General features: G+C 41.6%; 12 protein-coding genes. 4 read left to right on the forward strand and 8 right to left on the reverse strand.

Annotated elements, in window-relative coordinates:
* Nucleotides 1-123: 123 nt before the first annotated feature.
* The 3 genes from prpC to HCCG_RS00850 are packed head-to-tail and all read right to left on the reverse strand — an operon-like array spanning nt 124 to nt 4098.
* Complete coding sequence (prpC, locus tag HCCG_RS00840; protein WP_002955456.1) at nt 124-1278, reverse strand: bifunctional 2-methylcitrate synthase/citrate synthase; 1155 nt, start codon at nt 1276-1278, stop codon at nt 124-126.
* A 34-nt stretch (nt 1279-1312) separates the two neighbouring features.
* Complete coding sequence (gene prpB / locus HCCG_RS00845; protein ID WP_002955457.1) at nt 1313-2188, reverse strand: methylisocitrate lyase; 876 nt, start codon at nt 2186-2188, stop codon at nt 1313-1315.
* On the reverse strand, nt 2185-4098 hold the full coding sequence (locus HCCG_RS00850) for a propionyl-CoA synthetase (protein WP_002955458.1): 1914 nt from the start codon (nt 4096-4098) through the stop codon (nt 2185-2187). Before HCCG_RS00850 ends, prpB begins: the two co-directional genes overlap by 4 nt.
* Before the next feature lie 187 nt (nt 4099-4285).
* Here HCCG_RS00850 and HCCG_RS00855 point away from each other — a divergent pair, with 187 nt between their 5' ends.
* Both HCCG_RS00855 and HCCG_RS00860 read left to right on the forward strand, forming a co-directional pair.
* Complete coding sequence (locus HCCG_RS00855) at nt 4286-5245, forward strand: hypothetical protein (protein WP_034547854.1); 960 nt, start codon at nt 4286-4288, stop codon at nt 5243-5245.
* A gap of 54 nt (nt 5246-5299) precedes the next feature.
* Nucleotides 5300-6010 carry a pirin family protein gene (locus tag HCCG_RS00860; RefSeq protein ID WP_002955460.1) on the forward strand — a complete coding sequence of 237 codons (711 nt, stop codon included), beginning with the start codon at nt 5300-5302 and terminating at the stop codon, nt 6008-6010.
* A gap of 12 nt (nt 6011-6022) precedes the next feature.
* Here HCCG_RS00860 and HCCG_RS00865 read toward each other — a convergent pair whose 3' ends face one another.
* The 5 genes from HCCG_RS00865 to HCCG_RS00885 form a co-directional block, all read right to left on the reverse strand.
* Entirely contained in the window at nt 6023-9154 is a 3132-nt protein-coding gene (locus HCCG_RS00865; protein WP_015453749.1) for an efflux RND transporter permease subunit, read from the reverse strand.
* A 9-nt stretch (nt 9155-9163) separates the two neighbouring features.
* Nucleotides 9164-10327 (reverse strand): efflux RND transporter periplasmic adaptor subunit, encoded by a 1164-nt coding sequence (locus HCCG_RS00870; RefSeq protein ID WP_002955462.1) that lies wholly within the window; start codon nt 10325-10327, stop codon nt 9164-9166.
* Nucleotides 10328-10545: 218 nt separating this feature from the next.
* The gene (gene luxS / locus HCCG_RS00875) at nt 10546-11043 is read right to left on the reverse strand and encodes an S-ribosylhomocysteine lyase (protein WP_002955463.1); all 498 of its coding nucleotides are present in this window, start codon (nt 11041-11043) and stop codon (nt 10546-10548) included.
* 56 nt (nt 11044-11099) lie between these two features.
* Nucleotides 11100-11534, reverse strand: a complete 435-nt coding sequence (locus HCCG_RS00880; RefSeq protein ID WP_002955464.1) for a YqaA family protein — start codon at nt 11532-11534, stop codon at nt 11100-11102.
* Nucleotides 11535-11615: 81 nt separating this feature from the next.
* Nucleotides 11616-12536 (reverse strand): D-2-hydroxyacid dehydrogenase, encoded by a 921-nt coding sequence (locus tag HCCG_RS00885; protein ID WP_014667164.1) that lies wholly within the window; start codon nt 12534-12536, stop codon nt 11616-11618.
* Between the two features lie 64 nt (nt 12537-12600).
* Between HCCG_RS00885 and argB the strand changes: the two genes are divergently transcribed.
* Nucleotides 12601-13473, forward strand: coding sequence for an acetylglutamate kinase (gene argB, locus HCCG_RS00890; protein WP_034547858.1), 873 nt, complete (start codon nt 12601-12603; stop codon nt 13471-13473).
* On the forward strand, nt 13470-13937 hold the full coding sequence (locus tag HCCG_RS00895; protein WP_002955467.1) for a hypothetical protein: 468 nt from the start codon (nt 13470-13472) through the stop codon (nt 13935-13937). Before argB ends, HCCG_RS00895 begins: the two co-directional genes overlap by 4 nt.
* Nucleotides 13938-13939: the final 2 nt, after the last annotated feature.

Genomic DNA, 13939 nt, shown 5'->3' on the forward strand with positions numbered 1-13939 from the left:
GCATCTCAAGCGTTAAAGATTTTGCGATGATTTTGTGGGTTGTCAAGGCGTGGGCGAAGGGATTTACCTTGAGTGGTAATGAGCAAGCCCACGCCACAGACTCCCACAAAAGCACGCAAAAGATTAACGCTCACTTAGTGGCACAAACACTTTATTCTCCGGTCCTATATATTGCGAACTAGGTCTAATTAACTTATTATTCCCCCTTTGCTCAAAGATATGTGCTAGCCACCCTGCCGTGCGTGAAAAGATAAAAATCGGCGTGAAATACGGCGTAGGGATTCCCATAAAATGATATGTGCTTGCACTATAAAAATCAAGATTAGGGAAAAGCTTCTTTTGCTCCCACATTACCTTTTCTATGGCTTCACTTATGGGGTATAGCCCCTTTGTGTCTTTCACATCATCACTCAATCTTTTACTCCACGCCTTAATCACCACATTTCGCGGGTCTTTCTCCACATATACGCGATGTCCAAAGCCCATAATCTTATCTTTTCTAGCAAGTTTATCTAAGATTCCCTGCGTTGCCTGCTCTGGCGTTTTAAACTCCTCTATCAAATCCATCGCCGCTTCATTCGCACCGCCGTGTAGTGGTCCCCTTAACGCCCCAATCGCCCCTGTGATTCCCGCATACACATCAGACATTGTCGCAGTAATCACCCTTGCGGTAAATGTAGAAGCGTTAAACTCGTGTTCTGCATAGAGAATGAGACTAGCGTGCATAGCCTTTACCCATAGCTCTTTTGGCTCTTTTTGGTGCAAGGATTCTAGAAAATACCCAGCGATAGAATCTTGGCTAGATTCTGTGCTTATTTCTTTACCGCTTGTGTGATAATGATGCCAGAAAGTCAGCACACTTGGGAAAATCCCTAAAAGCCTTGTGCCAATTCTTTGCTGATTTGGAAAAGATGCTTTAAATACATCATATTCTTCTCTCTCCAAACAACCAAGCGTAGAACAAGCTGTCCGCATAATATCCATAGGGTGTGCATCTTTTGGCAAAAGTTTTAGCACTTCTTTTAGCTCTTTTGGTAAGCTCCTAGCAGCGATTAGCTCTTTTTTAAAAGATTCTAGCTCTGCCTTATTTGGTAGCTTTTCTTTTAATAGCAAATATGCCACTTCCTCAAACTCACAATGCTCGGCTAAATCATAAATATCATATCCTCTGTAATTTAGCCCGTGTCCTGTGCCACAAGTGCAAATCGCGGATTCTCCCGCACTTATCCCTGCTAGTCCGCCGACTTTTTTTGCTACTTTTTCCGTTGGTGCTGCCATTGTTGCTCCTTTCTATTAAAGTATCTTTTGTAGATTATTTTTTGCTTTTAAAAAGCGTATCTAGCTTTTGCTCATACTCGTGGTAGCCAAGCATTTCATAGAGTTCATCTCGTGTTTGCATAGAATCTATGCTATTTTTCTGTGAGCCATTGTTGATAATATCTCTAAACACCGCTAAAGCCGCCTTATTCATAGCCCTTGCTGCTGAGAGTGGGTAAAGCACCATAGAGATGCCCACATTTGCTAACTCATCACGCGTGAAATAAGGCGTTTTGCCAAACTCTGTGATATTTGCAAGAACTGGCACTTTTATCACTTCAGTAAATTGCTTATACTCTTCTAGCGTATGGATTGCTTCAGCAAAGATCATATCCGCCCCTGCTTCCACATAGGCTAACGCCCTATCAATTGCGGCTTGTTGCCCCTCACTTGCGTGTGCATCAGTCCTTGCCATTACCACAAAGCTAGAATCTAGCTTTGCATCCATTGCCGCTTTTATCCTATCACACATCTCTTCTTTGCTGACAAGCTCTTTATTTGGGCGGTGTCCGCAGCGTTTTTGTGCGACTTGATCTTCTATGTGGCAGCCTGCTGCTCCACTTCGCGTTAAGTCTTTAATCGTCCTAGCGATATTAAACGCCCCACCCCAGCCAGTGTCCGCATCTACAAGCAAGGGCAAATCACTCACTGCCGTGATTCTACGCACATCAATACACACATCTTCTAATGAGCTAATGCCAAGATCAGGCACCCCTAAGCTCATCGCCGCTAATGCTCCGCCACTTAGATACAAAGCCTTTGCACCGCTTTTTTGTGCTTGTATAGCAGAGTAGGCGTTAATCACGCCTATGATTTGCAAAGGATTATTTTCCTTTAATGCTTCTCTAAATTTCTGTCCTGCTGTTTTCATTTTGCCTCCTTTATGGTTTTAGATTTTGGGTAGCCAAGATTTGCCAATGCTTTCTCAATCTCTGGTAGCACACTAGAATCTTCAATCGTGCTAGGCATTTTCCATTCATTACCATCGGCAATATCACGCATTGTGCCGCGCAGGATTTTACCACTTCTAGTTTTTGGCAGTCGTGCTACCACTGCTACAATATGCAGTGAAGCCACCGCACCAATCTCTTCTCGCACAAGCTGCACAATGCCTTCGCACAAGCTTTGCGTATCTCTCTCTAGCCCATCTTTTAGCACGACAAAGGCAAGTGGAATTTCGCCCTTTAGCTCATCATTTACACCAATTACCGCACATTCTGCAATATCTGGGTGCTTAGCAATCGCTTCTTCCATACCACCAGTTGATAGCCTATGTCCTGCGACATTGATAACCCCATCCATTCGCCCCATTACAAACACATAGCCATCTTTATCGATATAGCCGCTATCGCCGGTGAGATAATAGCCCGGATAGTGATTAAGATATGAGTTTTTATACCTTGTATCATCGCCCCAGATTCCCATTAGACACGCAGGGGGCAAAGGAAGCTTAATCACAAGATTCCCTAGCTTTCCAGCTTTGCATTCCTTGCCCTCTTCATCTAGCACTTTTAAGTTAAAGCCGGGCATTGGCTTTGTAGGAGAGCCGGGTTTTACAGGCATTTGCTCTAATCCTAGCGGATTTGCCGCGATTGCCCAGCCGGTTTCTGTCTGCCACCAGTGATCTATTACAGGCTTTTGCGTCAGCTTTTCAATCCATTTTAGCGTATCGCTATCGCACCGCTCCCCAGCGACAAATACTGCTCTAAGTGAGCTAATATCATATTTCTTCAGCCATTCGCCTTTAGAATCTTCTTTTTTAATCGCTCTAAATGCCGTTGGTGCGGAGAACAAAATATTGACTTTATATTCTTGCACCACTCGCCAGAATGCTCCCGGATTTGGCGTTTTAACCGGTTTCCCTTCATATACAATAGTCGTGCAGCCATTCATCAAAGTGCCATAGACAATATAGCTATGCCCCACAACCCAGCCTACATCACTTGCCGCCCAAAAGACATCACCGGGCTTTGCGTTGTAGATATTATCCATAGACCACTTCATCGCCACAGAATGCCCACCATTACTGCGGATAACACCCTTTGGCTTACCAGTTGTCCCAGAAGTATAAAGCACATAAAGCGGATCAGTCGCATCAACAGGCACACACTCAACAGATTCTGTTTTCTCTTCTTCACTCTCCCAATCCACATCACGCCAAGGTAGCATATTAGCCCTTTCTTGTGGGCGTTGCCAAACAAGGCAGGTGGTGGGCTTATGGCTAGAGCTTTTTATGGCTTCATCTAAGATGGGCTTATATTTCACCACACGCGAAATCTCTATCCCACAAGAAGCACTCATAATAACGCGTGGCTTTGCATCTTCAATCCTAGCGGCTAACTCGTGTGCGGCAAATCCACCAAAAACAACGCTATGAATAGCACCAATCCTAGCACAAGCAAGCATTGCAATCACTGCTTCTGGAATCATAGGCATATAGATAAGCACTCTATCGCCTTTTACCACGCCTTTATTGACTAAGATTCCAGCGGTTTTTGCCACTCTTTTGCGTAATTCTTTATAGGTGTAAGACTTTTTTGTATCTGTTACAGGCGAGTCATAATGCAATGCCACTTGATCGCCCCTACCATTTTCTATATGCAGATCAAGGGCGTTGTAGCAGGTATTCATACAGCCACCGACAAACCAGCGATAATGATCATTTACAACATCAAGCACCTTATCCCATTCGTGATACCAATGCACTTTTTTAGCAGCTTCTGCCCAAAAGGCTTCTGGATTCTCAATGGATTGTTTATACACTTCTTGATATGTGGGCATCTCTACCTCCTTTGAAAAATTGCTTTGAAAAATTGGCTAGGGGTTTATTCTAGCTTGAAAGGATTGATTTGCTATGAACAATTTTTGATTTTTTAATGCAAGTTTTGAACATAAATGCTATAATTGAACAAAAATTGTGCAATTATATTGAGAATCTCTATTGTAAAAAAGAATGTAAAGGATTATTGTGGCATTTGGAGCATTGGAAAAACTCATCATCATTTATCAAAAATCAGGCTTAAGCGTGTCAAAATTCGCCAAAATCATCGGCAAAGATAGACGCACACTCACTTCGTGGATTGACAAAAGTGTTACAAAAACGCCACAAGCTGAAGTCTTTGAATCTATCAATACATTTTTCCGCTACCCTAGCAGAATCTGGGATACAGATTGTGAAAAAGATGAGTTTTTCTCCCTGCTAAAAGCCCTGCCACAAAGTGAAATAAAAATCATAGACAAAGGCTATGAGGGAGGATTAGAATATATTTTAGAAAAGGAATCTAAAAGGCGTTTTGTGATTCACCCTAGATTCCCTTCCCCTGCTTACCGCGATAAAATTGTTACTTTTCCCTACAAGTTTGGCAACTCTATCCACGCACAAGCTTTACGCACAAAACGCTATGAGCTAATGCTAGAACACGGCTTTGAAAGTGTGGAGTGGTATAGCATAGAATCTTTGCTCCGCTTTGCTTTTTCCCCCATTGGCAATTTCTACACAAAAGCCCAACGCATAGCGGTTTTAGAACTGATGCTAGAAAGCTTAGAGGATAACTACAACAAAAGCTTATATCTTTTTGATTCATATAGCACTAAAATCTTTGGTGTTGATAGCACATATATTTCGCTTCAGCCACAAGAGAATTTGATGTTTGTAAAAATGCCAATAGATTCTATGATTTTAGAAATCACAAACAAACAACTCGTGCATAGAATCCACAAGCACTTCACCTCACCTAGCCACGCCCCAAAGCATATCCCAAAAGACTATGCCCCACAGATTCTAAAACTCTGCCTTGAGTGCATAGAAGAGCAGAAAGATATGTTACATTTTTGCACGATGATAGCAGACAAAACCCCTTATAGCCCACTTTTTATGAGTGCAATCTCCAAAGATTTACACCATCATTTTGACAAAACTACATTTTAATTACTTTATTTGAGTTAGAATACTTTTACATTTATTATACACAAAGAATTTAATATGCTAACACTACGCAAAGCAAATGAAAGAGGGCATTTTAATCACGGCTGGCTTGATACTTATCATAGCTTTTCGTTTGCAGGATATTATGATGAAAGGTTTATGGGTTTTAGCGCATTGCGTGTGATTAATGAAGACAGGGTAGAGCCGAGCAAGGGCTTTGGGACACATTCGCACAAGGATATGGAGATTCTCACCTATGTGCTAAGTGGGACAATCGCGCATAAAGATAGTATGGGGAATGAAGAGCGTGTGCCAAGTGGGGAGTTTCAAATAATGAGTGTAGGCAGTGGTATCACGCATTCAGAGTTTAATCTTTTAGACGAGCCGCTGCATTTTTATCAAATTTGGATTCAGCCAAATGAGTTAGGTATTACCCCACGATATGAGCAAAAAGCATTTGACACAAGCAAGGGCAAAAGGCTTATTTTGTCCCCAAACGCCGAGCAAGATTCTCTAAAAGTGTATCAAGATATGCGGTTATGGCTGTATAGGGATATTGCGAGTGAGACTTTTAGCTTTGATTCTAGCAAAGAAAATAGTAGGAGGGCTTATATCCAAGTGGTGCGTGGCAAACTAGAAATAGAATCTAGCCAAACCAAGCCCTTTATCATAAAAACAAGCGATGGTGTGATGTGCTGTGTAGAATCAAGCTTTACTCTCAAAGGCTTAGATTCTAGTAATGAAGTGTTGATTTTTGATCTGCCTTAATATAAATTACTTTTATGATGAGCGTCTCTGCCTTAGCCATTCGTTGAATCTTGCCACATAGCTCCAAAAGAGTGGAATAAAAAAGATGGCGATAAATGTCGCTGCTAACATTCCACCAATCACGCCTGTGCCAATAGCGTGTCGGCTCGCACTTCCCGCCCCACTAGATAAAGCCAAAGGCAACACACCAATACTAAAGGCAAGTGAAGTCATAATAATCGGGCGGAATCGCAGTTTTGCCGCACCAATGGCAGATTCTAGAATCCCTTTGCCCTCTTTCTCGTGCAAATGCTGTGCAAACTCCACAATTAAAATCGCATTTTTAGCCGATAGGGCGATAAGCATAACAAGCCCAATTTGAAAATATATATCATTACTTAGCCCCCTTAGCATAGTTGCCAAACACGCACCAAATACTGCAAAAGGCACAGCGGTAAGCACAGATAAAGGCATAAGCCATCGCTCATACTGTGCACACAAAATCAAAAAGACAAAAATAAGTCCAAAAATAAATGCCAATTTCCCCGTGCCACTTGCATTTTTCTCTTGATAGCTTGTCCCAGAATAAGCTATTGTGTAGCCATCCGGCAGAATTTCCTTTGCTACCCCTTCAATCACTCGCAGTGCATCACCACTTGAATAGCCCTTTGTCTCATTCGCATTACCGATGACTTTCGCACTTGTGAAAAGATTAAACCTATCCACAATATCCGCTCCAATGACACGCTCAAAGCTCACAAGTGTGCTTATGGGGATTAAATCGCCATTGCTAGATTTCACAAAAATACGGCTCAAATCCTCTGGAGATTCTCTAAACTCACTTTGGGCTTGGATATTGACTTGATAGGTTTTCCCATAGAGATTAAAATCATTGACATAATGCTGTCCAAAGGTGCTTTGCATTGTGGTGAAGACATCATCAACATTCACATTCATCGCTTTTGCTCTCTCTCTATCAAGATTCAAATGATACTGCGGAATATTCGCACTAAAAAGACTTCTTACACCCAAAAGCTCCTCGCGTTTATTTGCCTCTGTCACAAGGAGATTAGCATATTTTTCCAAATCCTTAATGCTCCCGCCACTTCTATCTTGAATATACAGCTCAAAGCCCCCAACGGTTGATAAGCCCATAATCGCCGGTGGTGTTGTTACAAGACTAAAGGCATCAAGGTTAGCATTAAATGCACCCATCATTTTTTGTGCAATAGCAAATGCACTCTCTTTTCTCTCACTCCAATCTTTTAGCGTTACAAAAATCACCGCCCCACTTGATCGTGCCGCACTTGCTAACATATCAAATCCAGCAATCAAAAAGCCTGAATCCACACTTTCTTCTTGCCCTAAAATCGCCAAGCCCTTTTTGCCCTCTGTAATCGTGCGTGAAAGTGAAGCCGCTGGAGACAGCTGAATAAAGCTCATCATACTGCCCTTATCTTCACTTGGCACAAGCCCAGTAGGCAGTTTAGAAAACAGCTCCCAAGTTGTTATAAGAATAGCTACAAATAACGCTACAAGCAAGATTCCACGCCGCAACGCCTTGCCTATTTGCTCACCAAATTTATGTGTCAGCCAATCAAAAAAGTCATTAAATCGTCTCACAAGATAAAAAGGCTTAGGCTCTTTTGCTTTCAAAATAGACACACATAAAGCAGGGGTTAAGCTCAATGCCACAAAGCCAGAAATCACCACAGAAATAACAATAGTTATGGCAAACTGCTTATAAATTGCTCCGCTAAATCCACCAATAAATGCCACAGGAATAAAAACAGAGCAAAGCACTAACACAATGGCAACAACCGGACCTTGAATCTCGCCCATTGCTTTTAATGTGGCTTCTTTGACGGAGTATTTTTCTCCAAGCTCATTTGTTTCCGTATGCAGGATTCTCTCCACATTTTCAATCACAATAATCGCATCATCAACAACAATCCCAATCGCAAGGATAAGCCCAAAGAGCGTTAAAAGATTAATTGAAAATCCTAGCACATACATACCCGCAAATGTACCGATGATTGACACAGGAATGGCGATTACAGGAATGATAGTCGCACGGAAATTTTGCAAGAAAAAATACATTATGATGATAACAAGCACAATGGCTTCAATAAAAGTCTTAATCACTTCATTAATGGAGATTTTCACAAAGCTTGTTGTGTTATAGACATTTTTATAATGCAGTCCATTCGGGAAGCTTAAAGATAGCTCTTGCATTTTTTTCTCTACCGCACTAGCCACATCAAGGGCGTTTGCTCCCGGTTGCAAGGCGATACCAAAGGCTGAAGCGTGTTTGCCATCAAGCAATGGGCTAACACTATAATCCTTTGCTCCAAGCTCAACTTTAGCCACATCTTTAAGACGCAACGCCGAGCCATCAGCATTTGAGCGAATAATAATATTACCAAACTCTTCAGCACTCACAAACCGCCCCTGTGTCGTAACCGAGTAAGTAAAAGCAATATCACTTCTCATAGGCTCTTTACCAAATGAACCAACAGCAAACTGCGAGTTTTGCTCTGAAACGACTTTAGCTACTTCGGAAGGGGTAAGATTATTTTGTGAAAGCTTATCAATATCAAGCCAGATTCTCATAGAATAATCTTGAGAGCCAAAGGGCGTTACATCGCCCACACCCGGGACGCGTTTAAGCTCATTAATGACATTTAAGATTCCATAGTTTGCTACAAAAGTGCTGCTGTGTGCGGGATTATCCGAATACATTGCATACACCGCTAAAAGTGTAGAAGATCTTTTACGCGTGGTGATTCCCACTCTTTGCACCTCTGCGGGAAGTTGGGCTAGGGCGGATTGGACGCGATTAGTTACATTGACTAGTGCCATATCCGCATTGGCATCATTACTGAAAAATACATTGAGATTCATTACCCCGCTTGAAGTTGAAGAAGACTTCATATACAGCATTCCCTCAACACCATTGATGCTATCTTCAATAATACTTGCCACCGTGTTTGCCATAACTTCCGCACTCGCCCCACTATAAGTCGCACTTACAACAATCTCATTAGGCACAACTTGCGGATACTCTTCAACTGGTAAAATCGTTATACAAATCGCCCCAACAAGCGTAATTACAATAGACAGCACCATAGCAAAAATGGGGCGGTTGATACAAAATTTTGACATAAGCTGCTCCTATTTTTTTGAATCTTGGGGCTTTGTCTCTTGTGGTTTCACATCTTGTGCTTTGGAATCCTGTGGTTTCGAATCTAGCTGTTGCAATGGCATAGATTCACGAATTTTTGAAAGTTGATTCAGCACGAGTATATCGCCATCTTGCAAACCGCCTGTGATAAGCACTTGATTATTGCGGAGATTCTGCCCTAGACTTACGCGTGAGATGTGAGCCTTGCCATCTTTTAGCGTATAGACATAGCTGCCTTGATTATCTTGCAAAAGGGCAGTTTGGGGGATTGTAATAGCATTTTGTGCTTCAAAGCCCTTTAGTCGCACACGCACAAATTCATTAGGCAAAAGCTTTTGCTCATCATTATCCACAATCGCCCTTGCTTTAATTGTCGCCGTTTGTGAATCTAGCACAGAATCCACAAAATCAAGTTTGCCTTGCTTTTCATACACTTTGCCATTACCAAGCACATATTCCACTTGTATGCGGTTATTTTCAAGCCCACGCATAAAGTAATAATCCGTATTTGGGATAGAAAACTCCGCATAGATAGGGCTAAGCTGCGTGATTGTCGTTAGGACATCTTGTCCGCTACTGCCTACGAGATTCCCCACATCATAGCTTCGCATACCCGTCTTACCACTAATCCCAGCTACCACATCTGTATAGCCTAGATCAATACTCACATCATCAAGCGTCGCCTTGGCATTTGCTAGATTTGCTTGAGCAGATAGGTAGTTTGAACGCGAAGTGTCATATTGATCAATGGTATAAACGCCTTGCTTATAGAGCTTCTCAACGCGTTGCCAATCGCGATTAGCTTTGATGAAGTTCGCTTCTGCGGATTGATATTGAGCTTTGGCTTGATTGACTTTTGTAAGATAACGCGTTGGATCTATTTTAAAAAGTAACTGCCCCTCTTTGACAATATCACCCTCATTAAAATTCTTTGATAACAGCACACCTTGCACCCTTGCATACACCTTAACACTTTGGATACTTTTTAATCTCGCGGCATATTCAAAGTTTAAAGCCACATTTTGATGAGCGATTTTTTGTGTCTCTACTTTAAGCACGGGGGCTTGGGCTTTATTTTTTTCAGAATCAAAACAACCCACAAATAGCATACCCGCACATAAAAAAGCTACACATATTTTTAAAATATACCGCATATTATCACTCCTTGCATTTCTTAAAAACATAACTAAGCAATTTCAAATCCCTGTATTTTCACACCAAAAAGTCATCTATTACCTAATCAAAAATAGTTGCATATACAACTAATAATCTCGTGTATCGTATAAAAACTCTGTGAAATAAATGTGAAAGCCCACTCAAAAATTAATGCAGTGTTAGATTCTATCCCCACAGCTTAGGGATAGATTTAAAATTACGCAAAATCTTTTAAAAGCAAATCCTGTGTATTCATCACACCCACACCCTTATCAAGCACCGCTTGTGCGATGTCTTGGGCTTCTTTGAGTGAGTGCATTTTCGCCGTGCCACATTGATAAATATTTAGCTCTGGAATCTGACTTTCATCTTGGATACGCAAAACATCTCGCATACTCGCTTCCCACGCATCTTTAACCGCATAGGAATCTGGCTTACCCACCACACTCATATAAAATCCCGTGCGACAGCCCATCGGCGAAATATCAATAATCTCCACTCTTGAATCATTGAGATGCTCCCGCATAAATCCAGCGATGAGATGCTCCATTGTGTGGATTCCCTTTTCACTCAAAAGCTCACAATTTGGACGCGTAAAACGCAAGTCAAACACACTTATCACATCTCCCTTTGGTGTCTCCATAGTCTTTGCTAAACGCACCGCAGGTGCTGGCATACGCGTATGATCCACCTTAAAACTATCTAGTAATGGCATATTCTCTCCTTTAATTTTGATTTGAGAAAGGGCATTGTAGCAAGTTTGCAAAAACGCTACAACACAAAAGGCACAACAAACAAAGCATATCGTGCCATTTTGCCAAGGGCAATGCCTAGCACACATAGAATCTGACTATACCGCACAAGCCCAAGAGCTAGAGCAAAAATATCCCCCACAAAAGGCAAAAACACAAAAAACGCATACACAAAACCATATTTTTGAATCTTAGGGGCGAGGGTTGAGATATTCTCCCACGCCTTTGGGAAAAACCGCATAATCATCTTATATCCGCCAAAATAGGCTAAATAATATGTGCTTAAGCTCCCTAGCGTATTGCCTAAACTCGCCACAGCCCACACTACAAAAGGCTCAAAGCCCACTGCCACAAATCCCACGACAAATACTTCAGAGCCAAGCGGATAAAGTGTGCTAGCCACAAAACACACCGCAAATAACCCAATCAAGCCATATTCATAATACTCCGCCATTCTCGCTCAACTCATTTAAAATTCCCAAACGCCACTTATGCATAAGCACAAAGGCAAATTCGCAAAAACCACAAGCAGATTCTAAAAATTCTTAATATTCTCCAAAGTCAGCTCTAACAATCTCTCCCTAGCCTTGTCATACGCCCACGCCAAGTGCGGAGTGATAAGAATCTTATCAGCTATTTTTTTATCTAAAAATGGGTGATTTGGCTTCATCGGCTCTATCTCAAGCACATCTGTGCCAAAATACATATCCTTATTTTTCAAAAATTCCGCTATGTCATTTTCATTCACAATGCCACCACGACCGACATTGATTAAAATTGCCCTATCTTTTATCAACGACAGATTCTTGTAATTAATAAGATTGTGCGTTTGGGGGTTGAGCGGAGCGTGAATGGATATAATATCACTTTGGGAGAGAATCTCATCTAGCTCCTTACGCATAAAGCCACTTTGGGTATTTTTCCCACTTGTGGAGTAGTAGCTCACTTTTGCCCCAAAAGCCTGTGCGAGATTCCCAACCCTTTGCCCGATACTTCCAAAGCCGATAATCCCCCATTGCAAGTTTTCTAGCTCCCTTAATCCGCCATTAATATGCGTAAAAGTATCACTCTCACACCACGCCCCACTTTTGCAATACGCATCATAATAGCCTAGCCGTGCCAAAAGGTGCAGGGCTATACTCAAGGTATGCTGTGCTACAGCAGTTGTGGAGTAGCCAGCGACATTTTTTACCACAATGCCTTTCTTTTTAGCAAAGTCTAAATCTACATTATTCATACCTGTGGCGGTAATGCAGATAAGCTTTAAATCCGGCAGTTGTGATAACACAGATTCATCAAGCATAACTTTATTTGTCAGCACCACATCTGCCCCAGCACATCGCTCTATCCGCTGGTGTGGGAGTGTAACCCCATAGCTTACAAACTCGCCTAGGGCTTTGAATCTGCTCAAATCGCAATCGCCCAAAGTATTTGCATCAAGCAAAACTATTTTCATCATATCTCCTTTTTTGCGTATTTTGGGATATAATACATTTCATCTTTGAATAAGGGGCAAAATAATGCAAAAAAATGCAAGGGTTGTGAATATATTGCTAGATTCTCTGCCATTTATTAGAATCTTTAGGGGGGAGATTATCGTCATCAAATATGGCGGAGCAGCACAAAGTAGCCTAGATTTAAAAGAGAAATTTGCCCTTGATATTGTAATGATGTATATGCTTGGATTAAAGCCTGTGATTATCCACGGCGGGGGCAAACGCATAAATGAAATGCTTGAAAGTCTAAAAATCCCAAGTGAATTTAGTAATGGCTATCGCGTAACTTGTGCAGATTCTATGCGGGTGGTGGAAATGGTGCTAAGTGGGGAGATTAATAAGGAACTCACTGCATTTTTAAACTTCCACGGTGCCAATGCAGTAGGCATAAGTGGTAAGGACGCAAACCTACTTCAAGCAAGGGCAAAGGATAATGGTGCATTAGGCTATACCGGGGAAATTACAAAAGTGAATCCGGAGTTTTTGCTTAAAACTATCAATGAAGGCTTTGTGCCTGTTATCGCCCCTATTGCTAATGGCGAGAACGCAAGGCATTTAGGCTATAACATTAATGCTGATTTATGTGCGTGTCATATTGCTAAAGCGTTAAAGGCTAAAAAAGTCATTTTTCTAAGTGATATTCCGGGTGTGCTAGATGAAAATAAAGAGCTTATCTCTTCGCTCACACCAAGCGAGATTAAAAAGCTTGAATCTAGGGGTGTAATCAGCGGTGGTATGATACCCAAACTTGAAGCCTGTGTGGATTGCGTGGAAAATGGTGTGCAAAAGGCTCATATTATTGATGGCAGGGTGGAGCATTCCTTGCTTTTGGAGCTTTTTACCACGCAGGGTATCGGCACGGAGATTTGCAATAACACGACAAAAGAAAACAAATGAAACTAGAATCGTATCATTATGGGTTTTTAGAGCGGCTGTGGCTGAAGCTTGAAGCACGATCAATGGACAAAAATATAGAACGCATTGTAATACTCCTGCCCGTGCTACTTTTTATGCAGAAAGAGCAGGTTGAATCTTTGCTTGATGAACTGCCAAAGATTCTAAGCTCCTATCTTAAGCCCCATTTGGTGCAACGCGTCTTTGCCCACATTGTGCTAAAACTCAAAGAATACACCAAAAACGAGCAGCTTTTTATCCAAGAGCGACAAAAAGCATTTGAGTGTTTAGCTGAAAATATTCAGCTTTATGCGATTGTGCTTGATATGTTTGATAACAATAAAAGCCCTGATAGCCTTGATTTGATTGAACAAATCGTGCGGAAAAAGTTTGATAAAGACTATCAATTAGATAAAAAGAATCTCCGCCTTTTGAGCTACCAAGAAAAGCATTGCGGTGCTAAATGATT

Source organism: Helicobacter cinaedi CCUG 18818 = ATCC BAA-847, from assembly GCF_000155475.1.
Classification (GTDB): Bacteria; Campylobacterota; Campylobacteria; order Campylobacterales; family Helicobacteraceae; genus Helicobacter_C; species Helicobacter_C cinaedi.